Origin of the sequence: Streptomyces sp. NPDC093097, assembly GCF_044754325.1 — a bacterium.
Classification (GTDB): domain Bacteria; phylum Actinomycetota; class Actinomycetes; order Streptomycetales; family Streptomycetaceae; genus Streptomyces.
This window is the reverse complement of record NZ_JBIVOW010000004.1, coordinates 252,734-274,825: the sequence shown is the minus strand read 5'-3', so window position 1 is coordinate 274,825 and position 22,092 is coordinate 252,734. Positions and strand designations below refer to the sequence as shown.

Genomic DNA, 22,092 nt, shown 5'->3' with positions numbered 1-22,092 from the left:
ATGGACTTCACGCCCACGGAGGAGCAGCTGGCGGCGAGCGCCCTGGCGGCGGAGGTCTTCGGCGACCTGTCCGCACCGGAGCGGCTGGCCGCCCTGGGCCCGTCCGCCGACGCCGGCCTGTGGAAGGCCCTGTGCGCGGCCGGGCTTTTGGGGGCGGTGGCGGAGACCGGTCTGCTGGGCCTGGTGCTCATGCTGGAGGAGCAGGGCCGGACGACCGCCCAGGTGCCGTTCGCGGCCAGCTGCGTGTACGGGCTGCTGGCCATCGGCGCGCACGGCAGCGCGGAGCAGCGGGCGCGGCTGCTCCCGGGGCTGCGGGACGGGACGGAGGTGGCCACGGGCGCCTTCGCGGGCGGGGCGCGGGCCGGCGGGCCCCGGGTGACGGCCACCACCGCGGGCCGGTTGCGCGGATGCGTGCCCGTCGTCCCCTGGCTGTGCGGAGCCACCCTGCTGCTGGTCCCGGACGTGCACCGCCGACTGTGGCTCGTTCGCGTCGACGCCCCGGGCGTCCGCGTCGAGCCGGTGGCGACGACCGCGCCCTGGTCGGCGGGCCGGCTGACCTTGGACGACGCCCCGGCGGAGCCCTTGGGCGCCACCCCGGGCACCCGGGACGGCCACGACGCGGCCGGCGCCTGTGCGGGCCCGTATGAGGGCGCCCGTGCCGACGCCCACGAGGACGTCCTCGCCACCGCCCGCACCGCCTTCGCCGGCCTCCAGGCGGGCGTCTGCGCGGGCGCGCTGGCCCGGGCGGTGGCGCACACCGCCACCCGTGAGCAGTTCGGCCGCCCGCTCGCGGCCAACCAAGGGGTCCAACTGCGGGCCGCCGACGCGTACATGGACACCGAGGCGATCCGGGTCACCGCCTACGAGGCGGCCTGGCGCCGGGACGCGGGCCTGGACGCCGTCCCGCACGCGCTGACCGCCGCCTGGTGGGCGTCCGAGGCCGGGAAACGCGTGGTGCACACCGGCCAGCACCTGCACGGCGGCCTCGGTGCCGACCTCGACCACCCCGCGCACCGGCACTTCCTCTGGGGCCGGCAGCTCGACGCGTATCTGGGCGCGGGCGCCGAACTCCTCGAAGAACTGGGCGCGTTGCTGACGAAGGAGCCGCAGCCATGACCACCGACGCCGCCCGGGACGCGGACCCGGCCGCCGCGCCCCGCCCGGGCCAGGAGCTTGCGCCCCTCACCCTCCCCGTCACCCGCACCCTGATCGTCTCCGGGGCCCTCGCCTCACGCGACTACCAGGACGTGCACCACGACGCCGAGGCGGCCAGGGAGAAGGGCTCCCCGGACATCTTCATGAACATCCTGACCACCAACGGCCTCGTCGGCCGCTACGTCACCGACCACTTCGGCCCCCGGTCCGTCCTGCGCAAGGTCGCCATCCGCCTCGGCGCCCCCAACCACCCCGGAGACACCATGGTGTTGCGCGGCACGGTCACCGCCGTGGACGGTGCGACGGCCCAGGTGCGGATCGTCGGGACGAACCGCCTCGGCAACCACGTCACCGGCACCGTCACCGTCGAGCTGCCGGCGGCCGGGCGATGACCCGCCACCGTCCCGACACCCTCGGCGGCCGGGCCGCCGTCGTCGGCATCGGCGCCACCGCGTTCTCCAAGGACTCCGGCCGCAGCGAACTCAGGCTCGCCGTCGAGGCCGTGCACGCCGCCCTGGCCGACGCCGGCCTGACCCCCGCCGACGTCGACGGCCTGGTCACCTTCACCATGGACACCAACCCCGAGATCACCGTCGCCCAGGCGGCCGGCATCGGCGAACTGACCTTCTTCTCCCGCGTCCACTACGGGGGCGGCGCCGCCTGCGCCACCGTCCAGCAGGCGGCCCTCGCGGTCGCCGCCGGCCTCGCCGACGTGGTGGTCTGCTACCGCGCCTTCAACGAGCGCTCCGGCCGCCGCTTCGGCGCCGGCGTCCAACGGCGCGAACCGACCGCCGAGGGCACCGCACTCGGCTGGAACCTCCCCTTCGGCCTGCTCACCCCCGCCTCCTGGGTCGCCATGGCCGCCCAGCGCTACCTGCACACCTACGGCCTGAGCCCGGACGCCTTCGGCCATGTCGCGGTCACCGACCGCCGGCACGCCGCCCGCAACCCGGCCGCGTACTTCCACGGCAAGCCGATCACCCTCGCCGACCACGCCGCCTCCCGCTGGATCGTCGAACCGCTGCGGCTGCTGGACTGCTGCCAGGAGACCGACGGCGCCCAGGCGCTGGTGGTGACCTCCGCCGAACGCGCCCGCGACCTGCCGCACCCGCCCGCGCTGATCACCGCCGCGGCCCAGGGCGCCGGCCGCGCCCAGGAGCAGATGACCAGCTTCTACCGCGACGACCTGACCGGCCTGCCCGAGATGGACGTGGTCGCCCGCCAGCTCTGGCGCACCTCCGGCCTGACCCCGGCCGATATCGATGTCGCCATCCTCTATGACCACTTCACCCCCTTCGTCCTCATGCAGCTGGAGGAGTTCGGCTTCTGCGGCCGCGGCGAGGCCGCGGAGTTCGTCGCCGCCGACACCCTCCCCCTGAACACCCACGGCGGCCAGCTCGGCGAGGCGTATCTGCACGGGATGAACGGCATCGCCGAGGCCGTCCGCCAACTCCGCGGCACCAGCCCCAACCAGGCCGCCGCCCCCGCCCACCTCCTCGTCACGGCGGGCACGGGGGTGCCGACGTCGGGGTTGGTGCTGGGGCGGGAGCGGTAGCGGGGGCGGCGCGCCCCGAGGGCGCGTGCCAGGCGTCGCACGGCAGGCGCAAGTTTGACGACATGCCCTAGGGGAGTACCCCCTGCGCTCCCCCCTGAGGAGGTGGGGGCGGACCCGCCCGTACAACTTGAGAGGGACGCCGCTTCGGCACCTTGGGGCGACGCCCGCGGCCCCCTCCACTCCTAGCGTGGAGCCCATGACCACGTCTGTGTGCACCAGCGCCTCGACGGCCGCGACATTCCCGTCGTTCGCGTCCTACGTACGGGCCCGGGGGCCGGTCCTGCTGCGCGCCGCGCGGTCCCTGTCCTCGAACCCGAACGACGCCGAGGACCTCCTCCAGACCGCGCTCACCAAGACCTACGTGGCCTGGGAGCGCATCGAGGACCACCGCGCGCTGGACGGCTACGTCCGCCGCGCGCTGATCAACACCCGTACCTCGCAGTGGCGCAAGCGCAAGGTCGAGGAGTTCGCCTGCGACGAGCTCCCCGAACCGGACCCGGTCCCCGCCCCGGACCCCGCCGAGCTCCAGGGCCTGCGCGACGCGATGTGGCGCGCCATCATGCGGTTGCCGGCGCGGCAGCGCGCGATGGTCGTCCTCAGGTATTACGAGGACCTCAGCGAGGCCCAGACTGCCGAGGTCATGGAGGTCTCCGTCGGCACGGTCAAGAGCGCGGTCTCCCGCGCCCTGGCCAAGCTCCGCGAGGACCCGGAACTGGCCGTCCTGGGCCTGAGCCGGGTCGCTTAGCGGGGGCACCGCGAGCGCGACGGGGCCGGCCCGGGCGGCGGGTGAGGGCGTGCACATCCCCGAGCCCTTCGCGTTCGTCTTCGACACCGGCGTGCTCCGCCCCTACGGCTGACCGACGCGCCCGCGCGTGCCTCCCCCCAGGACCACGCCGACCGGGCACGGTTTCCCGGCCGATTCCGGCCTGTGGGGAAAAGAACAGGACACCAAGGCGTGACATACCGCCAGGTACACCTTGACAATCGCAGCACCACTACCCGCCCGTAACACAGCGGAGGCAACACGGTGCTCAGCACGATGCAGGACGTACCGCTCACGGTCTCGCGGATCCTCACCCATGGGGCCACGGTCCATGGAGATGCGCAGGTCATCACCTGGACCGGCGAGGCGGAGCCGCACCGCCGCACCTTCGCCGAGATCGGCCGCCGGGCCGCGCAGCTGGCGCACGCGCTCCACGACGAACTCGGCGTGGCCACCGAAGAGCGGGTGGGGACGCTCATGTGGAACAACAGCGAGCACATGGAGGCGTACCTCGGCATCCCGTCCATGGGGGCGGTGCTGCACACGCTCAACCTCCGGCTCCCGCCCGAGCAGCTCGCCTGGATCGTCAACCACGCCGAGGACCGCGTCGTCCTCGTCAACGGCACGCTGATCCCGCTGCTGGCACCCCTGCTGCCGCACCTGCCCAAGGTGGCGCACGTGGTCGTCGTCGGCCCCGGTGACCGCGCCCCGCTGGCCGGCGCCCACGCCCGGGTCCATGACTACGAGGAGCTGCTCGCCGGCCGCCCGGAGCACTACGACTGGCCCGAGATCGACGAGCGCGAGGCCGCGGCGCTCTGCTACACCTCCGGGACCACCGGCGAGCCCAAGGGCGTGCTCTACAGCCACCGTTCGCTGTACGTGCACTCGCTCCAGGTCAACACCGCGGAGGCGTTCGCGCTCGCCGCGGGGGACGTCGCGCTGCCCGTGGTGCCGATGTTCCACGTCAACGCCTGGGGGCTGCCGCACGCCTCGTTCATGGCCGGCGCCTCGCTGCTGATGCCGGACCGCTTCCTCCAGCCCGCGCCGCTCGCCGAGATGATCGAGACGGTGCGGCCCACCATAGGCGCCGCGGTGCCGACCATCTGGCAGGGCCTGCTGGCCGAACTCGACGCCCGCAAGCGGGACGTGGCCTGCCTGCGGACGGTCGTCATCGGCGGCTCCGCCTGCCCGCCGGCCCTGATGCGGGGCTTCGAGGAGCGGCACGGGATCCGCGTGGTGCACGCCTGGGGCATGACCGAGACCTCGCCGCTGGGCTGCGTCTCCCATCCGCCGGCCGGCGTGAGCGGCGAGGAGCAGTGGGCCTACCGCGCCACCCAGGGCCGCTTCCCGGCCTCCGTCGAGGCCCGGCTGATCGGCCCGGCCGGCGAGGAACTGCCCTGGGACGGCGCCGCCGCGGGCGAGCTGGAGGTGCGCGGCCCGTGGATCGCCGGCGCGTACTACGGCGGCGCGCAGGGCGAAGCGCTGCGCCCGGAGGACAAGTTCAGTCCGGACGGCTGGCTGCGCACCGGCGACGTCGGCACGATCACGCCGGACGGCTATCTGACCCTGACCGACCGGGCCAAGGACGTCATCAAGTCCGGGGGCGAGTGGATCTCGTCGGTCGAGTTGGAGAACCACCTGATGGCCCACCCGGGGGTCGCGGAGGCCGCGGTGGTGGCCGTCCCGGACGAGAAGTGGGGCGAACGGCCGCTGGCGGTCGTGGTGGTGGCCGACGGCGCGACGCCCGACTACGAGGAGCTGCGGGCGTTCCTCGGCGAGCAGGTCGCGCGCTGGCAGCTGCCGGAGCGGTGGACGGTGGTCCCGGCGGTGCCGAAGACCAGCGTGGGCAAGTTCGACAAGAAGGTGCTGCGGCGGCAGTACGCGGACGGCGAGCTGGACGTGACGCTGCTGCGGTGACGCCGGTGCCCGGGCCCGTCGGGCAGGGCTACCCGGCGGGCCCGGCCGGTCAGTTGGTGCCGATCTTCGCCAGCAGGTCCACGATGCGGGTCTGCACCTCGGGGACGGTGGAGCGCTCCGCCAGGAAGAGCACCGTCTCCCCGGAGGCCAGCCCCGCCAGCTGGGCCTGGTCCAGCTCGGCGGAGGTGTAGACGACCAACGGGGTGCGGTCGAGCAGCCCGTTGGCACGCAGCCAGTCCACGATGCCGGCCCGCCGGCGGCGCACCTGCATCAGGTCCATCACGACGAGGTTGGGCCGCAGCTGGGCGGCGACCGCGACCGCGTCGGCGTCCGCCTCGGCCCGGGCCACCTGCATGCCGCGCCGCTCCAGCGACGCGGTCAGCGCGCCGGCGACGGCCTCGTGCTGCTCGATCAGCAGCACCCGCGCCGGGTGCTGCTCGCTGTCGCGCGGGGCGAGCGCCTTGAGCAGCACGGCCGGGTCCGCGCCGTACGCGGCGTCCCGGCTCGCGTGCCCCAGCCCGGCGGTGACCAGCACGGGCACCTCGGCGGCGCCGGCGGCCTGGCGCAGCGACTGGAGCGCGGTGCGGGTGATCGGGCCGGTCAGCGGGTCCACGAAGAGCGCCGCCGGATACGCGGCGATCTGCGCGTCCACCTCCTCACGGGAGTTGACGATCACCGGGCGGTAGCCGCGGTCGGTGAGCGCCTGCCGGGTGGCGGCGTCGGGCGCCGGCCAGACCAGCAGCCGGCGCGGGTTGTCCAGCGGCTCCGGGGGCAACTCGTCGTCCATCGGCTGCTGCGGACGCTCGGTCACCTCGACCGCGCCGTTCGGACCGTCCAGCGGCTCGGGCCCCTCGCTGCCCTCGTCGGGCGCCGAGATGGCGAACGCGCGGCCCTCACCGGAGTCCAGGAGGTGCGGCTGCGGGGCCGTCTGCTTGGGCCGGGCGGACGGCTGCGGCGGGGCACCGGGCGCGGCGGCCTCGTCGGCGGTGCCGCGCTCGCCCTCCGGCGGAGGCGTGGCGAGCTTGCGGCGGCGGCCGGAACCGGCGGGGGTGCCGCCCGGCGGCGTGCTGGTGCTGCCCGGCGGGACCGGGCCGGGCTGCGCCGCCTGGCGCTGCGGGTCGGCCAACTGCTGGGCGAACGGCACGCCCTGGCCGAGCGTGCGCACGCTGAACGCCCGCCCTGCGGTGTGCCCGGAGTCCTCCTCGGCGGGCGGCAGCGGCTGCCGTGCCGCGGCGGGCGCCGGGCCCCGCGACGGCGCCGGGGCGCCCTGCGCGGGCGCCGGGGCGGCCTCCTCGGTGGGGCTGGGGCGGCCGCGGCGGCGCCCGGTGGGCGCGGACGGGGCGGGGGCACCCGGCACACCGGGGGCGGCCCCGGTGCCCGTACCGGTCGCCTCGGCCGGCGCGTCCGGGTCCGCGGGACCGGACTGCTGCGGGACCAGGCCCTCGGGCCCGGCCACGAACGTGCCGGACGCCTCGGAGTCGGCCATCGCCGCGGCCGCGCGCTCCTCGGCGGCGGCCCGGCGGGCCCGCCGCCGGCCGGTCGGCTCGGTGTCCCAACCGTCCGGTGCGTCAGGGGAGTCGGTCAGGGTGGCCACCCGGCCGGCGGCCGCCTCCGGGCCGGCCGCCACCACCCGGCGGGCCCGCCGCCGCCCCGTACCGGGAGCGTCCTGCGGGCCGGCCTCCACCGGGGCACCGGTGCGGACGGGCACCCCGCCGGAGATCGCGGGCAGCGCCGGCCGGTCGGCCGGCGCCTGCGGTGGCCGGTCCGCCTGGGCGGGCGGCAGCGCGAACGGCGACCGCTGCCCGGCGGGAGCCTGGCCGGCCGGCCGGCCGGACTGCTGCGGTACGTCGGCGCCCTGAGCGGGCGCGTTCGGTTCGGCGGGCCGCTCGGGGGCCTCGGCCAGCGCACGGCGGGCCCGCCGGCCGCCGGCCATCGCCGGGGCACGGGCCGGAAGCTGCCCGGCGGGCGCCGCCTGCGGCTGCGCCGGCTGCGGTGCCGGCTGCTGACCCTGGGGCGGGACCGGGCCGAGGGCCGGGGCGGCCGAGGGCGTCAGCGCGTTCGCCGGACCGCCGGCCGGGGCCCCGTCACCGGCGTCGGCCGGCGCCGGCAGCGCCGGAACCTCGGACGCCGGCCGCGCCCGGCGACGCCCGCTCGGCGCCGCCTCGCCGCCCTGCGAGCCGTCCGCCGCGGGGGCCGCCGCACCGCCCGAGTGCCGGGCCCGGCGCCGCCCGGTCGGCTGCCCGCCGTCCGTACCGCCCTCCGTGTCCGTACCCGAGGACGGCTCCTCGGCGCCCTTCTGGCCGCCGCCGTCGGTCTCCGGACCCTCCGGGGCCGCGGCCTCCCCCTCGGCCTCCTCAGCGCCGTCCTCGGCCTTCTCGGCGCCCTCGGCCGGCTCCTCGTCCTGCGCCGGCTCCGGTTCGTCGATCAGCACCGGCAGTTCCAGCACGTACGCGCGGCCGCCCGCGCCGGCGCTGCCCGGCACCTCGTGCGTCTGGATCAGCCCGTCGTGCATCCGCACGATGCCGCGGACGATCGGCCCGTGGACCGGGTCGCCGCCGTTGAACGGCCCGCGCACCTCGATCCGTACGACCTGGCCGCGCTTGGCCGCGGCCACCACGATCGTGGAGTCGCCGGGCACCGGCCGCCCGCCCGCCGCGGCGGGCCCGGTCGGCGTCCGGCCCGTGGAGTCCACCCCCGCGACGTCCGCGATCAGATGCGCCAGCGCCTGCGCCAGCCGCTCCGCGTCGACCCGTGCCGCTATCGGCGGCGCGTGCACCGCGAACTGCGCCCGGCCCGGGCCGATCAGCTCGATCGCGCCCTCCACGCCGGCCGCGACCACCTTGTCCAGCGACACCCTGGTGAGGTCGAGCTTCGTCTTGCCGGCGTCCAGTTGCTGGTAGCTGAGGACGTTGTCCACCAGCGTCGTCATCCGGGCGTGCCCGGCCGCGAGGTGGTGCAGGATCTGGTTCGCCTCGGGCCACAACTGGCCGGCCGGATCGGAGGCGAGGGTGCTCAACTCGCCGCTCAGCTCTTCCAACGGGCCGCGCAGCGACCGCCCCAGGACGGCCAGCAGCTGCGCCTGACGCGCCGCCAGCGCGTCGAACGGCCGCCGGTCGGTGAACGTCATCACCGCGCCCACCAGTTGGTCGCCGTCCCGCACCGGCGCGGTGGTCAGATCCACGGCGACCGCACGGCCGTCCTTGGACCACAGCACCTGTCCGCGGACCCGGTGCTTGCGGCCCGACTTGAGGGTGTCGGCGAGCGGGGTCTCCTCCCACGGCAGCGTCGAACCGTCCGGCCGCGAGTGGTGGACCAGCGGGTGCAGCTCCTTGCCGCCCAGCTCGCTCGCCCGGTAGCCGAGGATCTGCGCGGCGGACGGGTTGACCAGGACCACCCGGCCCTCGGAGTCGACGCCGACCACGCCCTCCGCCGCGGCCCGCAGGATCATCTCCGTCTGCCGCTGCTGGCGCGCCAGCTCGGTCTCGGTGTCCAGCGTCCCGGACAGGTCGCGCACCACGAGCATCAGCAGTTCGTTGCCCGTATAGCCGTTGCGGTGGTCGGCGTAGGCGGCCTCGAAGGCGGACTCGTACGGGGTGCGGCCGTCCTCCAGGTTGGCGCTGGTCACCTCGACCAGCAGCTCGGTGCCGTCGGTGCGCCGCGCGATCATCCGCGTCGGCTTGGTCCGGCCCTCGACCTCCTCGTCCCGGCGCCGCATCGAGCCCGGGATCCGCTTGGAGTCGAAGGTCGGCAGCAGATCGAGGAGACCGCGACCGACCAGGGCGGTGCCCGGGGTCTCGAACATCTCCAGGGCGATGGCGTTGGCGTTGACGACGGTGCCGTTGCAGTTGACGAGCAGCAGCGCGTCGGGGAGGGCGTCCAGTATGGCTGCGAGGCGAGCAGCGCCTCGGGATGGCCTGCTGCTCACGAGACGCTTCCTCCCTGTTACCGCATCTTGCCGACCGTCACGGCGATCGCTGGGACAGGAGTCTACGACCACATGCCGGGGAGGCGGAGGCGGATGACGCCCTGGTTAATGCCGCGCCCCGGCGCGACTCGCCGCACGCCCGACATGTGCCCCCTCGTCCTGACCTGGCGCGCTACTCCGCCACGAACCGGGTCAGGAAACGGTCTTGGGGAGCATGGGTTCGAAGCGCCCCCAGCGTTCGATCTCACACCCATTGGTGCGCCGGAAGTCGGCGTTGACCGGCCGCCCGGCCCACGTCCCGCTTACGTGCGCCCGCGCCGGACCGCCGTACATCATCGTGCACCGCGCGCCCCGCGGAACGGGCGCGAAGGTGTCCCGGCCCCAGCGCGTCATGCGGTCCAACCGGTCGCAGGCGGGCCCCGCGGCGAAGTGGTTCCCGCCGTGCGGATGGCAGTACAGCTGGAACGTGCCGTCCGTGCGCGGCGACCCGGACCCGGTGACGGTGATCGTGAGGTGGTCGCCGCGCGCCCCGCCGAGCGCCGGGGAGCCGGCGAGAAGCAGGTCGTCGTGGTGCGGCAGCGGGATCGGGGCGGCGGAGGCGGCCGGCGCGGCGGCGAACGCGGGGAGCGCGCACACGGCGGCGGCCGCCGCGACGAGCAGGGACAGCGACCGGGACGGGATCCGGCGACGGGACATCACGGGCTCCAGGGGGAGAGTGCGGGCGCACGGGGGTGCGCGGTACGGGTCCGCACGGGACGGACGGCGGTACGCGGTCGTACGCGCCGGGGGCGCACGACACGCGTGCGGACGCGCGGCCCCGTCTCTCTAACGCCCCGCCGGCCGCGACGTTGCGCCGCAGGAACGTCTTTGCCGGGTGGCCCGCGGGCCGAGTACCGTAGGGGGCGATTGGTGGCGAGCCGCAGGGCTGTGTCATCATCTGGTCACGCCACAGCGCGCAGCACGCGCGTGAAGGTGTAGTGGAGGCGTCGCCTAGTCCGGTCTATGGCGCCGCACTGCTAATGCGGTTTGGGTTTTAACGCCCATCGAGGGTTCAAATCCCTCCGCCTCCGCTTGTGCATTCAGCTCCGGGCCCGGTCGATCACGACCGGGCCCGGAGCTTTTTGCGTACTCCGGCCCCGCGCGCCGCCCCGAAAGGGCAGCGCGGTGCGCCCGCCCCGCCCCCTACGCTGCCGCTCATGCCCCTGCCGAGCCCGCCGCCCCCGCCCCGGCCCGCGCCCGTGCGGCACGGCGCACCCGCCGCCCGCCACATCGTGATGCTGGCCTTCGAGGGCGCCCGACTGCTCGATGTGACCGGCCCGTTGGAGGTCTTCAGCGCCGCCGCCCGGCTCGGCGGCCGTTACGAGATCCACCTGTGCTCCCCCGACGGCCGCGCCGTCACCACCGCCTCCGGCACCCGCCTGGCGGTCGACGCGGGGATGCCGGAGAGCGGCGCCCCTCCCCTGGACACCGTCCTCGTCCCCGGCGCCGAGGAACTCACCCAGGGCCGCTTCCCGCCCGGGCTGCTGGACGCGGTCCGCACCCTGGCCGGCCGCTCCCGCCGGGTCGCCTCCGTCTGCGCCGGGGCGTTCGCCCTGGCCGGTGCCGGACTGCTCGACGGCCGGCGGGCCACCACCCACTGGCGCCACACCGCCACCCTCGCCGCCCGCCACCCCACCCTCTCCGTCGACCCCGACGCGATCTACGTCCGCGACGGCCACCTCTTCACCTCCGCCGGGGTCTCGGCCGGCATCGACCTCGCGCTGGCCCTCGTGGAGGCCGACGAGGGGCCGGGGCTGGCCCGCGAGGTCGCCCGCGACCTGGTGGTGTTCATGCAGCGCCCGGGCGGCCAGTCCCAGTTCTCGGTGCCGGCCCGCACCCCGCGGCCCCGCCACGACGCGCTGCGCGCCCTCTTGGACGAGATCGCCGCCGACCCGGCCGCCGACCACTCCAACACCGTGCTGGCCGCCAAGGCCGGCCTCAGCCCCCGCCATCTCGCCCGGCTCTTCCGCGAGCACACCGGCACCACCCCCGCCGGCTACGTCGAGGCCGTCCGCCTGGAGGCCGCCCAGACCCTCCTCGCGAACGGCGAGAGCGCCACCGCCACCGCCCGCCGCACCGGCATCGGCAGCGACGAGACCCTCCGCCGCCTCTTCCTCCGCCGCCTGGGCGTGACCCCCTCCGCCTACCGCGCGCGCTTTTGCACCACCACCCGCTGACCGCCCCGCATGTCCCCATCTGTGGGCCATCCGTCCCCTGCACACCGGGCGCCGACCCCCACCCCCGGGTGACCCTGGTCATATGACTCCCGACGAAGCCCCCAACACCCTCGCCGGCATCCCCGTCCCGGACAGCCGGCTGGTCCGCGAGGCCACCGAACTGGTCCGCGACCTCACCGACGACCTGATCTACCACCACTCCCACCGCGTCTACCTCTTCGGTGCCCACCACGGCCTCCGCCACCGGCTGGCTTTCGACCCCGAGCTGCTCTACGTGGGCGCGCTCTTCCACGACCTCGGCCTCACCGAGAAGTTCCGCACCTCCCAGCAGCGCTTCGAACTCGACGGCGCCGACGAGGCCCGCGCCTTCCTCACCGCCCGGGGCGTCCCGGAGGATCGCGCCCGCCTCGTCTGGGAGGGCATCGCCCTGCACACCACGCCCGAGATCCCGCACCACATGGCCCCGGAGGTGGCCCTCGTCACCGCCGGCGTCGAACTCGACGTCCTCGGCATCGGTTACGCCGACCTGCCCCGGGAAACCCGCGAGGCCGTCCTCGCCGCCCATCCCCGCCCCGACTTCAAGCGGCGCATCCTCCGCGCCTTCCACGCCGGCCTGGCCCACCGCCCCCAGACCACCTTCGGCAACGTCAAGGCCGACGTCCTGGAACGCTTCGAAGCGGGCTACACCCGCCAGAACTTCGTCCGGATCATCGAGGACTCCCCCTGGCCCGCCTGACCCCCAGATCCGAGCGAAACGACATTTCCCCAGGTCAGAGGCGGTGCGGGAAGGGGATTTCGCCTAACGGCCCAGGTCATGTAATGTTGTTCTCGCAACGCCGACCGGCAAGAAAAACCGCCGAGAAGCCAAGCGCTCGTAGCTTAACGGATAGAGCATCTGACTACGGATCAGAAGGTTGCAGGTTCGAATCCTGCCGAGCGCACAGCAAGTCGAAGGCCCCGTCGAGAGATCGACGGGGCCTTCGGCGTTTGCGTGGACGCGGGTGGTGACGGCAACCGTCTTGGGGCGGCGGCGTCATGTGGTGGGTGGTGGCTGACGTGTTCTCGGGGCGGGGTGGCCCGTGTTGTGGGCGCGTGAGGGCGGGGGGAAGGGCGCATCAGGCCCAGGGTCCCGCTGATCCCTCGGCGGGGCCCTCGGGTTGGGGTCAGGGGGTGAGGTTGAGGAGTTTGGTGAGTTCGGTGCGGGTGTGGGTGGCGGTTTCGGGGGCGGTGCGGGTGGTGGTGTCGACGGGGAGGACGTGCCAGGGGGCGGTGGCGAGGAGGCGGTGGGTGAGGGCGGTTTCGGCGCGGAGGTGGGCGGCGGCGGAGTCGAGGTCGTGGACGGTGGCGGTGCCGGGGGAGTCGGCGAGCCGGGCGATGTACCAGTTCTCCCAGGCGGGGCCCTCGCGGTCGATGGCGCGGCGGAGGGCGGTGCTGGGGTCGTCCTGTACGTAGACCACGGTCACCTCGGTGGGGTGGACGGCGGCGACCAGGTCCTGGAGGAAGCGGGTGAGGGCGGGTTCGTCGTGGCCCCAGGCGACGAGGGAGGGGATGAAGGGGAGGAGGGCGTTGGTGACCAGGAAGTCGGTGCCGGCGGCGCGGGCTTCGGTGACGTAGGTGCGGGTGGCGGCGACCAGGGTTTCGGGGCGGACGCCGTGGGCGCCGGCGGCGAATTCCTCGGCGACGGGGCGGAAGGCGGGGTGGGTGAGGATGTCGGCCTCGGCGAAGTGCTCGACGGTGGCCCCGGATTCTCCGAGCCAGGCGGCCAGGGAGCGGCAGAGGGTGGATTTGCCGACGCCGGGGCTGTTGCCGATGACGGAGATCAGGCGGTGGGTGGGCATGGGGAGATTTTGCATGGGGGGAAGGGGCAAGGAGTAGTAAGTGGTGTGGAGGGAGGGGGAGTTGAGGGGCGGGGGTCGGCGGGTGGGTGAGTGACGGTCGGTGGGCGTGGGGATTGTCGGTGGGCGGTCGTACGCTGGCGGTGTGTGGCGATGTACGGGGCCGCGGTGGTCGGGCGGTGGGCCGGAGGCCGGGACGGTGGAGCGGGTCGGTCAGCGGCTCGGGTGGTACTGCGCGGAGCGGGATGCCGAGCGGATGAGTCCGTTGCCGGCGGGGAAGGCGCTGGCGTTCGCGGCGGTCGGGGAGCGGCGGTGCCTGGGCGTGCGGCGGGCCGGGCGGTGGATCGTCTGCCCGTACGGCGCGGTGCTGGAGGGGGAGGGGGTGAAGAGCCAGTGCGCGCGGTGTGCGCAGCTGGACCGGTCGCGGTCGGTGGCGGCGGACACCATGGCCGATGACCCGCGCCCGTACGGCGTCTACCTGGCGTACTTCGGGCCGGGGCTGGTCAAGGTGGGGATCACGGCCGCGGAGCGCGGGGCGGCGCGGCTGGTGGAGCAGGGGGCGGTGGCGTACGCCTGGCTGGGGCGCGGGCCGCTGATGGCGGCGCGGCGGGCGGAGGCGCTGCTGGGGAGTGCGCTGGGGGTTCCGGACCGGTTCGGCAAGGAGGCCAAGCGGGCGGCGCGCGGGGCGCTGCCGCCGCTGCCGGAGCGGGCCGCCGAGCTGGCGCGACTGCATGGCGTGGCGCTGGAGTTGGCGGGCTGGCCGGAGACGTTGGAGCCGGTCGGGTTCGCGTCGGTCGATCACGCGGAGCTGTTCGGGCTGGAGCGGTTGCCGGCGGCCGGCGAGGTCGCGGAGCTGGGCGGGCTGACGGCCGGGGCGGAGGTCGTGGGTGAGGTGGTGGCCGGGGCGGGGCCCGATGTGTACCTGCGGCTGGCGGCGGCCGGTGGCGGCGAGGGTGGCGGAGCGGTTGCCGTGCTGGATGCGCGGGTGCTGTCCGGGTGGGTGCTGGGGGCGGCCCGGGGGACGGTGACGACGGTGCCGGTGCGGTGGGCGGCGGAGCGGGGGCGGGAGCGGGGAGGGGAGCAGGAAGGGTTGTTTTGAGGGTGAGTTGGGGTGAGTTGGAGTGCGGCGGGGTGGGTGAGTTGGGAGTGGGTGTGCTGGGGGTGGTGGCGTGCGGGGTTGAGGTGGCTGGTGGGTTTCCGGCCGGGGCCTGTCGGCACAGCTCCGTTGTCCGCCCGGGGTGTGGGCTGGGCGGTGTCCGGTGCGGGCTCTCGGTGTGCCGGGCGGCGACCGGCTGACGGGAAGTGTGACGACCGGGCCCAGGGGGCGGCTACGGGGTGGTGAGAGGGCCTGCCGGGGTGGCGGGGGTGGTTGCGGCGGCCAGGTGGGACATGGCGGTGCGGAGGTCGGTGAGGGTCGGCTCATCGGCGACGCGTTCGGCGGTGGGGTCGATCTTCGGGCCGATGGCGGGGAGTTCGCGGCAGGCGTCCGCGATGACGTTGCCGGTCATCATGCGCAGGGTTTCGCGGAGTTGGGCGTTGGCGTGGTCGCCGCCGGTGGGGGACGGGGAGGCGGTGATCACGGCGACCGGCTTGTCGACGCATTCGCCGCTGCTGACCAGCCAGTCGAGGGCGTTCTTGAGGACGCCGGGGACCCCGTGCGCGTACTCCGGGCTGACGACGAGCAGGGCGTCGGCACCGGCGACGGCCGTGCGCAGGGCCGCGACAGGGGCGGGCGGGGTGGCGTCCTCGCCGTCCAGGTCGGGGTTGAAGTGGGGGAGCGCGCCGATGTCGGCGGTGGCGGTGGGGCCGTCGAAGAGTTCCAGGGCGGAGCGCAGGACGGCGCCGTTGGAGGAGCGGGCGCGGAGGCTGCCGGAGAGGGCCAGGAGTCGGGGCATGCGGCTAACGTTACGGGGTGGGGCGGCGGTGGGTGGGGGTGAACGGGGGAGCGGTGCGCGGGGCGGGGAGGGAGGTCGCCTGGACGGTGTCGACGGGCGTGCCCTGCAAGCCTGTTGACGGATCGTGAAAGCGCAGGTCGGGGGGATTGTCAGTGGGGGGTGGGATGCTGAGGGCAGGTGATCGGTCTGGGCCGCGCGGGGGGCGGCCCAGGCTGGTTCGACGGCCGGGTTGCTGCCTGTGGGCGTCCGGGGCGTCCGGCGTATTCGAGGCGTAGAGGGGGGCCGGGGGGCTGGGGGCATGGGCCTCCAGGGCGTTGAGGGGGGAGGGCCGGCGGTGCCCGGCGGGTGCCTGGCGGGGCGGCCGGCGTCGGGGCGCGCCGTGGTGCGGGCGGGGGCTTGACGGGGGCTTGACCGAGGGAAGGGGAGATTCTCAGGAGATTCACAGAAACCGGCAAGGGAGCTTTCAGAGGGGCGGGTCAGGCTCCCGGCATGACCCTGACTTCGTCGACGTCCTCACCTTTGCACCGTGCGCAGGTCTCGGGTTCGTCCTCCGTGAGGGCGCCCGGCAAGGCGTCCGGCCGGGTGCCCGGCAGGCAGCCGGAGCTGTTGCGGGCCGACGGCGGTCCGGTGCGGGTGCTGGTCGTGGATGACGAGTCCTCGCTGGCGGATCTGCTGTCGCTGGCGCTGCGGTACGAGGGCTGGGACATCAAGGCGGAGGGCGACGGCGCGAGCGCGCTGCGGTGCGCCAGGAGCTGGCGGCCGGACGCGGTGGTGCTGGACGTGATGCTGCCGGACATGGACGGGCTGACCGTCCTCGGCCGGCTGCGGAACGAACTGCCGGACGTCCCGGTGCTGTTCCTGACCGCCAAGGACGCGGTCGAGGACCGGATCGCCGGGCTGACGGCGGGGGGCGACGACTACGTCACCAAGCCGTTCAGCCTGGAGGAGGTGGTGGCCCGGCTGCGCGGGCTGCTGCGGCGGGCGGGCGCGGCGACGATGCGCAGCGAGTCGCTCCTGACCGTGGGCGACCTGGTGCTGGACGAGGACAGCCATGAGGTGTGGCGGGACGGCCAGGACATCCATCTGACGGCCACGGAGTTCGAGTTGCTGCGCTATCTGATGCGGAACCCGCGGCGGGTGCTCAGCAAGACGCAGATCCTGGACCGGGTGTGGAGCTATGACTTCGGGGGGCAGGCCAATGTCGTCGAACTGTATATCTCGTATCTGCGGCGGAAGATCGACGCCGGACGGGAGCCGATGATCCACACCCGGCGGGGTGCGGGCTATCTGATCAAGCCGGCCGGGTAGCGGGCGGTGGGGCCTTCCGAGGTCGCGGGGTCTTCCGGGACCGTCGGACGTCGGGGGCGGCGGCGCTGGACGTTGCGGACGCGGCTGGTGGTGTCGGCGGTGGCGCTGATCGCCGTGGTGGCGGCGGTGATCAGCACGGTCACCGCGGTCGCGCTGCACTCGTACCTCCAGGGGCATCTGGACGACCAGTTGGTCGACGCGATCATCCGGGCGGAGCTGCCGCGGCCGCACGATCCGCGGCGGAACGAGGCGCTGGAGTTCGTGGCCATGCCCGGCCAGCCCTTCGGGTCGGTGGGGGCGCGGGTGGCCCCGGACGGCACGTTGGGCGCCGGTGCGCGGATGAACCGCTCGACGAGCCGGATACCGTCGGAGCGGCTGACCTCGCTGAGCGCGCCGCAGCTCGCGGTGCTGTCCGCGGTGCCCCGGGACGGTGAGCCGCACAGCCGGCATCTGCCCGGGCTCGGCCCGTACCGCGTGCAGTACGCCAAGGACGGCGCGCTGGTGTTGGGGATGCCGCTCCGCGAGGTGGACGACACGGTGGGGCGGCTGGTCCTCATCGAGTGCTGTGTGACGGGCGCGGGGCTGGTGGCGGCCGGGATCGCGGGGTCGGCCATGGTCGGGATCGCGCTGCGTCCGCTGCGGCGGGTCGCCGCGACCGCGACCCGGGTGTCCGAACTCCCGCTGCATCAGGGCGAGGTGGCGCTGCACGTCCGGGTCCCGGCGGCCGAGGCCGACGCCCGTACGGAGGTGGGGCAGGTCGGGGCGGCGCTCAACCGGATGCTGGGCCACGTCGGTTCGGCGCTCTCGGCGCGCCAGGAGAGCGAGACGCGGGTGCGGCGGTTCGTCGCCGACGCCAGTCATGAGCTGCGGACGCCGCTGGCGTCGATCCGCGGCTATGCCGAGCTGACCCGGCGCGGGCCGGAGCGGCCGGGGCCGGAGACCCGGCACGCGCTGGGCCGGATCGAGTCCGAGGCGGAGCGGATGACGGGCCTGGTGGAGGACCTGCTGCTGCTCGCCCGGCTGGATTCCGGGCGCCCGCTCTCGTACGCCACGGTGGACCTCGCGCCGCTGGTGGTGGACGCGGTGAGCGATGCGCGGGCGGCCGGTCCGGGCCACCGCTGGCGGCTGGAGCTGCCGGACGCGGACGCTCCGGCGCTGGTGCGCGGCGATGCCGACCGGCTGCCCCAGATCCTGGTCAACCTGCTGGCCAACGCGCGCACGCACACACCGGAGGGGACGACGGTGACGGCCCGGGTGCGGGTCGTGCGAGGCGTGGGACGGCCGGGTGCGGAGGGGGCGGCGTACCCCGTCCGGGGAGGCGTCCAGGCTTCCCGGGATGCATACGATCCCCAACGGGGCCGGCCGGCCGTCCAGTTGGAGGTGGAGGACGACGGCCCCGGGATTCCGGGCGAGCTGCTGCCGCACGTCTTCGAACGGTTCGCGCGGGGCGACGCGTCCCGTTCGCGCAGCGCGGGCAGCGGCCGGAGCGGGGGCAGTACGGGGCTGGGCCTGGCCATCGTGGAGGCGGTGGTGGCCGCGCACGGCGGGACGGTGGGGATGGCGAGCGTACCGGGCCGCACGGTGTTCACGGTGACGCTGCCGGACGCCGGGGACGGCGCACGCGGGGCCCATGCGCCCGGTGCGCGCCCGGTCCCGCCGCCACCTCACAGCCGGCCCACAGCTTCACCACACGGCGGTGACAGGCCGGTCGGCGACGGTCGTGGTCATGACGACGCCACCGCCGACCCCGACACCGCTGGGTTCCCTGCCGCCACGTGAGCATCTGTGTCCGGGCCAGATCGAGACCGTCCTCGATGTCGTGATCCCGGTCTACAACGAGGAGAAGGACCTCGAACGCTGTGTGCGCCGGCTGCACGACCATCTGGTCCGCACCTTCCCGTACGGCTTCCGGATCACCATCGCGGACAACGCGAGCACCGACGACACGCCCCGGATCGCCGCCCGGCTGGACGACGAGATGGACCATGTCACCGCGGTACGGCTGGAGCAGAAGGGCCGCGGCCGGGCGCTGCGCACGGTGTGGTCGCTGTCCGAGGCGCCGGTGCTGGCCTATATGGACGTCGATCTGTCCACCGACCTCAACGCGCTGCTGCCGCTGGTGGCGCCGCTGATCTCGGGGCATTCGGACCTGGCGATCGGCTCCCGGCTCAGCCGGAGCGCGCGGGTGGTCCGCGGGCCGAAGCGGGAGTTCATCTCGCGCACCTACAACCTCATCCTGCGGGGGTCGCTCGCCGCGCGCTTCTCCGACGCGCAGTGCGGCTTCAAGGCCATCCGCGGCGATGTCGCGGGCCGGCTGCTGCCGATGGTCGAGGACACCGGGTGGTTCTTCGACACCGAGATGCTGGTGCTGGCCGAGCGGGCCGGGCTGCGGATCCACGAGGTGCCGGTGGACTGGGTCGACGACCCCGACAGCACCGTCCACCTCGTCCGCACCGCGACCGACGACCTCAAGGGCGTCTGGCGGGTGGGGCGGGCGCTGGCCACCGGTGCGCTGCCGCTGGACCGGCTCGCCCGGCCGTTCGGCGACGACCCCAGGGACCGGGAGCTGTCCGGCGTGCCGCGCGGTCTGGCCCGGCAGGTCCTCGGGTTCGGCGCCGTGGGGGCGCTGTGCACGGCGCTCTACCTCGGCCTGTACTCCCTCTGCCGGCTGGAGATGGGCTCCCAACTGGCCAACGCCGTCGCCCTGTTGGTGTCGGCCCTGGTCAACACGGCCGCCAACCGGCGGCTGACCTTCGGGGTGCGGGGGCGGGAGGGGGCGGTCCGCCACCAGGCGCAGGGCCTGGTGGTCTTCGCCATCGGGCTGGCGCTGACCAGCGGATCGCTGGCGGCCCTGAACGCGGCCACCGGCAGCCCCACGCACACCAGCGAACTGACCGTGCTGGTGGCCGCCAACCTCGCGGCCACGGTGCTGCGCTTCCTGCTGTTCCGCGCCTGGGTGTTCCCGGAGCGGCGGGAGGCGGCGGCCCGGCCGGCGGGCGCCGGCGGCACCGGCGCGCACGACGGGAGCGACCGGAACACCGGGAGCGACCGCAACGACCGGAACAACCTGAGCAGGAGTGCTCGATGAGCACTCGTCCACACATGACGCACCAGGAGCGAACGATGGCCCCGAGGACGGCAGCGGACAGCGCGCCGGACCCCGCAGCGGAACCGACGGCGACGGACGGCCCGCAGGCGGACCAGCACGAGGACCGCGACGGGGGCGCGCCCCGCGGTCTCGCCCGACGGATCGTCCGGGGCCACCCGGAGGACCCGCGCTGGGCCCGCCCGGCGCTGCTCGCGCTGCTGGCGGTCACCGCGGTGCTGTACGTGTGGGGCCTCTCGGCGTCCGGGTACGCCAACCAGTTCTACTCGGCCGCCGTCCAGGCCGGCAGCGTCAGCTGGAAGGCGTTCTTCTTCGGCTCCTCGGACGCGGCGAACTCCATCACCGTGGACAAGCCGCCGGCCGCACTCTGGCCGATGGCGCTCTCGGTGCGGCTCTTCGGGCTGAGCCCGTGGGCGGTGCTGGTGCCGCAGGCGCTGATGGGCGTCGCCACCGTCGGGGTGCTCCACGCCTCCGTGCGGCGCCGGTTCGGGGCGGCGGCGGGGCTGCTGTCGGCCGGGACGCTGGCGCTCACCCCGGTCGCCGCGCTGATGTTCCGCTTCAACAACCCCGACGCGCTGCTGTGCCTGCTGATGGTCTGCGCGATCGCCTGTGTGCTGCGCGCCCTGGAGGCGGGGCGGACCCGGTGGCTGCTGCTGGCCGGGCTCTGCTTCGGGCTGGGCTTCCTCACCAAGACCCTCCAGGCGTGGCTGATCCTGCCGGCGCTGGCCGTGGTCTACGCGTGCTGTGCGCCGGTCGCGCTGCGCAGGCGGCTGGGCCAACTGCTGCTGGCCGGGCTGGCGCTGGTGGTCTCGTGCGGCTGGTGGGTGGCGATCGTCGAGCTGCTGCCGGCGTCGGCGCGGCCCTACGTGGGCGGTTCGCAGACCAACAGCTTCCTGGAGCTGACGTTCGGCTACAACGGGCTGGGGCGGATCTCCGGGAACGAGCGGGGCAGCGTCGGCGGCGGCCATCACGGGCCGGGCGGCGGGGGCGGGGGCGGCTGGGGCCAGACCGGGATCACCCGGCTGTTCTCCTCCGACATGGGCGGCCAGATCTCCTGGCTGCTGCCGGCCGCGCTGATCCTGCTGGTCGTGGCGGTGTGCGTGCTGTGGCGGGCGCGGCGCGCGATCGACGCCGAACAGGCCGCGCAGCGGGCGGAGTTCCTGGTGTGGGGCGGCGCGCTGCTGATGACCTTCACGATCTTCAGCTTCATGTCCGGGATCTTCCACCAGTACTACAACATCGCGCTGGCCCCGTACATCGCGGCGCTCGTCGGCATGGGCACGGTGCTGGTGTGGCGGCGCGGCGGCCGGCTCGCGCGGATCGTGCCGGCCGCGGTCGCCGCGGTGACGGCGGTCTGGTCGTACGTGCTGCTGGACCGGTCGCCGGAGTGGCTGCCGTGGTTGCGGTGGGTGGTGCTGGCGCTGGGGCTGCTGGCGGCGCTGGGGCTCCTGCTGTCCATGGGCGGCGGTGTGCGGAACGGTGCGCAGGACGCTTCGCGGGACGACGCACAGGACGACGCACAGGAAGGCGCGCAGGACGGCGTGCGGGACGGCGCGCCGGCGCGTCCGCGCTCGGCCCGCGCCATGGCCGGGGCCGCGGGCGGGCTCGCGGTGGCGACGGCGCTGGCCGGCCCCCTCGCGTACACCCTGGACACCGTGCACACCCCCAAGGGCGGCTCGATCATCACCGCCGGTCCGGCGGTCGAGGGCGGCCGGGGCTTCCCCGGCGGCGCGGGGTGGATGCGCGGGCAGGGCGGGGCCAAGGGCTTCCCGCCGGGCGGTCTGCCGGGCGGCGCCGGCGGGAAGCGCCCGGGCGGCGCGGGGGCGGCCGGCGGGCAGGGTCTTCCCGGCGGACGGGGCTTCCCCGGTGGCCAGGGCTTCCCCGGCCAGCCCCCCGGCGGCCCGGGGGTCCCGGGCGGCGGTGCCGGGCACGGCGGCAAGGCGCACGGCGGGATGGGCGGCCTGCTCGACGGCGCCACGGTGAGCGCCCAGGCCAAGCGCCTGGTGGAGCAGAAGGCCGACCAGTACACCTGGGCCGCCGCCGCCATCGGCTCCCAGAACGCCGCGAGCTACCAACTGGCCACCCAGAAGCCGGTGATGCCGATCGGCGGCTTCAACGGGAGCGACCCGTCGCCGACCCTCGCCCAGTTCAAGCGGTACGTCGCGGAGGGGAAGATCCACTACTTCATCGCGGGGGGTGAGCGGGACCGCTTCCGCGGCGGCTCCCGCACCACCGCGGGCGGCGCGGAGGCGACCGGCGGCACCGCCGGCAAGCGGGCCGGCGGCCAGGGGATGCCCGGTGGCGGCTTCGGGCAGCAGGGCCCCGCGGCCGAGATCAGCGCCTGGGTGGAGAAGACCTTCACCAAGGTCACCGCGGGCGGCGCCACCTTCTACGACCTGACGCAGCGGAAGGCGTAG

16 protein-coding genes and 2 tRNA genes are annotated in these 22,092 nt (G+C 74.9%); 14 read left to right on the top strand and 4 right to left on the bottom strand.

All coding sequences use genetic code 11. The features are described from left to right. The 5 genes from ACIQE0_RS08995 to ACIQE0_RS08975 all read left to right on the top strand — a co-directional run bounded on the left by ACIQE0_RS08995 (position 1) and on the right by ACIQE0_RS08975 (position 5,390). Complete coding sequence (locus ACIQE0_RS08995; protein WP_402330101.1) at positions 1-1,116, top strand: acyl-CoA dehydrogenase family protein; 1,116 nt, start codon at positions 1-3, stop codon at positions 1,114-1,116. Then, positions 1,113-1,547: a MaoC family dehydratase gene (locus ACIQE0_RS08990; protein WP_402330099.1), complete on the top strand. Its 435-nt coding sequence runs from the start codon at positions 1,113-1,115 to the stop codon at positions 1,545-1,547. Before ACIQE0_RS08995 ends, ACIQE0_RS08990 begins: the two co-directional genes overlap by 4 nt. Further along, positions 1,544-2,710, top strand: a complete 1,167-nt coding sequence (locus tag ACIQE0_RS08985; RefSeq protein WP_402330098.1) for a lipid-transfer protein — start codon at positions 1,544-1,546, stop codon at positions 2,708-2,710. The genes ACIQE0_RS08990 and ACIQE0_RS08985 overlap by 4 nt, the downstream gene beginning before the upstream one ends. A gap of 196 nt (positions 2,711-2,906) precedes the next feature. Beyond that, positions 2,907-3,455, top strand: a complete 549-nt coding sequence (locus ACIQE0_RS08980) for a SigE family RNA polymerase sigma factor (RefSeq protein ID WP_366331297.1) — start codon at positions 2,907-2,909, stop codon at positions 3,453-3,455. A gap of 282 nt (positions 3,456-3,737) precedes the next feature. After that, positions 3,738-5,390 carry a long-chain fatty acid--CoA ligase gene (locus ACIQE0_RS08975; protein WP_402330096.1) on the top strand — a complete coding sequence of 551 codons (1,653 nt, stop codon included), beginning with the start codon at positions 3,738-3,740 and terminating at the stop codon, positions 5,388-5,390. 49 nt (positions 5,391-5,439) lie between these two features. On the opposite strand, the gene ACIQE0_RS08970 is transcribed toward ACIQE0_RS08975, so the two are convergent. Further along, positions 5,440-9,315 carry a PAS domain-containing protein gene (locus ACIQE0_RS08970; RefSeq protein WP_402330095.1) on the bottom strand — a complete coding sequence of 1,292 codons (3,876 nt, stop codon included), beginning with the start codon at positions 9,313-9,315 and terminating at the stop codon, positions 5,440-5,442. 192 nt (positions 9,316-9,507) lie between these two features. Next, on the bottom strand, positions 9,508-10,011 hold the full coding sequence (locus ACIQE0_RS08965; RefSeq protein ID WP_402330093.1) for an SSI family serine proteinase inhibitor: 504 nt from the start codon (positions 10,009-10,011) through the stop codon (positions 9,508-9,510). Between the two features lie 283 nt (positions 10,012-10,294). Between ACIQE0_RS08965 and ACIQE0_RS08960 the strand changes: the two genes are divergently transcribed. The 4 genes from ACIQE0_RS08960 (at position 10,295) to ACIQE0_RS08945 (ending at position 12,472) form a co-directional block, all read left to right on the top strand. After that, positions 10,295-10,385: transfer RNA gene (locus tag ACIQE0_RS08960), tRNA-Ser, on the top strand. A 126-nt stretch (positions 10,386-10,511) separates the two neighbouring features. Beyond that, positions 10,512-11,531 (top strand): GlxA family transcriptional regulator, encoded by a 1,020-nt coding sequence (locus ACIQE0_RS08955; RefSeq protein ID WP_402330091.1) that lies wholly within the window; start codon positions 10,512-10,514, stop codon positions 11,529-11,531. Between the two features lie 82 nt (positions 11,532-11,613). Beyond that, entirely contained in the window at positions 11,614-12,267 is a 654-nt protein-coding gene (locus tag ACIQE0_RS08950) for an HD domain-containing protein (protein ID WP_402330089.1), read from the top strand. Positions 12,268-12,399: 132 nt separating this feature from the next. After that, positions 12,400-12,472 (top strand) — tRNA-Arg (locus ACIQE0_RS08945). A 222-nt stretch (positions 12,473-12,694) separates the two neighbouring features. Here the strand turns inward: ACIQE0_RS08945 and ACIQE0_RS08940 are convergent. Continuing rightward, the gene (locus ACIQE0_RS08940; protein WP_402330088.1) at positions 12,695-13,369 is read right to left on the bottom strand and encodes a hypothetical protein; all 675 of its coding nucleotides are present in this window, start codon (positions 13,367-13,369) and stop codon (positions 12,695-12,697) included. A 253-nt stretch (positions 13,370-13,622) separates the two neighbouring features. Here ACIQE0_RS08940 and ACIQE0_RS08935 point away from each other — a divergent pair, with 253 nt between their 5' ends. Beyond that, positions 13,623-14,465: a DUF2797 domain-containing protein gene (locus ACIQE0_RS08935; protein ID WP_402330321.1), complete on the top strand. Its 843-nt coding sequence runs from the start codon at positions 13,623-13,625 to the stop codon at positions 14,463-14,465. Between the two features lie 229 nt (positions 14,466-14,694). On the opposite strand, the gene ACIQE0_RS08930 is transcribed toward ACIQE0_RS08935, so the two are convergent. Continuing rightward, positions 14,695-15,261: an NADPH-dependent FMN reductase gene (locus ACIQE0_RS08930; protein ID WP_402330086.1), complete on the bottom strand. Its 567-nt coding sequence runs from the start codon at positions 15,259-15,261 to the stop codon at positions 14,695-14,697. A gap of 606 nt (positions 15,262-15,867) precedes the next feature. Between ACIQE0_RS08930 and ACIQE0_RS08925 the strand changes: the two genes are divergently transcribed. The 4 genes from ACIQE0_RS08925 (at position 15,868) to ACIQE0_RS08910 (ending at position 22,092) form a co-directional block, all read left to right on the top strand. Beyond that, positions 15,868-16,569 carry a response regulator transcription factor gene (locus tag ACIQE0_RS08925; RefSeq protein ID WP_366331431.1) on the top strand — a complete coding sequence of 234 codons (702 nt, stop codon included), beginning with the start codon at positions 15,868-15,870 and terminating at the stop codon, positions 16,567-16,569. A 90-nt stretch (positions 16,570-16,659) separates the two neighbouring features. Further along, complete coding sequence (locus ACIQE0_RS08920; protein ID WP_402330318.1) at positions 16,660-18,348, top strand: sensor histidine kinase; 1,689 nt, start codon at positions 16,660-16,662, stop codon at positions 18,346-18,348. Next, positions 18,296-19,657, top strand: a complete 1,362-nt coding sequence (locus tag ACIQE0_RS08915; RefSeq protein ID WP_402330084.1) for a glycosyltransferase — start codon at positions 18,296-18,298, stop codon at positions 19,655-19,657. The genes ACIQE0_RS08920 and ACIQE0_RS08915 overlap by 53 nt, the downstream gene beginning before the upstream one ends. Further along, on the top strand, positions 19,654-22,092 hold the full coding sequence (locus ACIQE0_RS08910) for an ArnT family glycosyltransferase (RefSeq protein ID WP_402330082.1): 2,439 nt from the start codon (positions 19,654-19,656) through the stop codon (positions 22,090-22,092). The genes ACIQE0_RS08915 and ACIQE0_RS08910 overlap by 4 nt, the downstream gene beginning before the upstream one ends.

Excerpts from the sequence above, each read along its gene's own strand:
- ACIQE0_RS08995 (WP_402330101.1), top strand. The coding sequence starts at position 1 with ATGGACTTCACGCCCACGGAGGAGCAGCTGGCGGCGAGCGCCCTGGCG.
- ACIQE0_RS08990 (WP_402330099.1), top strand. The coding sequence starts at position 1,113 with ATGACCACCGACGCCGCCCGGGACGCGGACCCGGCCGCCGCGCCCCGC.
- ACIQE0_RS08985 (WP_402330098.1), top strand. The coding sequence starts at position 1,544 with ATGACCCGCCACCGTCCCGACACCCTCGGCGGCCGGGCCGCCGTCGTC.
- ACIQE0_RS08980 (WP_366331297.1), top strand. The coding sequence starts at position 2,907 with ATGACCACGTCTGTGTGCACCAGCGCCTCGACGGCCGCGACATTCCCG.
- ACIQE0_RS08965 (WP_402330093.1), bottom strand. The coding sequence starts at position 10,011 with ATGTCCCGTCGCCGGATCCCGTCCCGGTCGCTGTCCCTGCTCGTCGCG.
- ACIQE0_RS08955 (WP_402330091.1), top strand. The coding sequence starts at position 10,512 with ATGCCCCTGCCGAGCCCGCCGCCCCCGCCCCGGCCCGCGCCCGTGCGG.
- ACIQE0_RS08950 (WP_402330089.1), top strand. The coding sequence starts at position 11,614 with ATGACTCCCGACGAAGCCCCCAACACCCTCGCCGGCATCCCCGTCCCG.
- ACIQE0_RS08940 (WP_402330088.1), bottom strand. The coding sequence starts at position 13,369 with ATGCCCACCCACCGCCTGATCTCCGTCATCGGCAACAGCCCCGGCGTC.
- ACIQE0_RS08935 (WP_402330321.1), top strand. The coding sequence starts at position 13,623 with ATGAGTCCGTTGCCGGCGGGGAAGGCGCTGGCGTTCGCGGCGGTCGGG.
- ACIQE0_RS08930 (WP_402330086.1), bottom strand. The coding sequence starts at position 15,261 with ATGCCCCGACTCCTGGCCCTCTCCGGCAGCCTCCGCGCCCGCTCCTCC.
- ACIQE0_RS08915 (WP_402330084.1), top strand. The coding sequence starts at position 18,296 with ATGACGACGCCACCGCCGACCCCGACACCGCTGGGTTCCCTGCCGCCA.
- ACIQE0_RS08910 (WP_402330082.1), top strand. The coding sequence starts at position 19,654 with ATGAGCACTCGTCCACACATGACGCACCAGGAGCGAACGATGGCCCCG.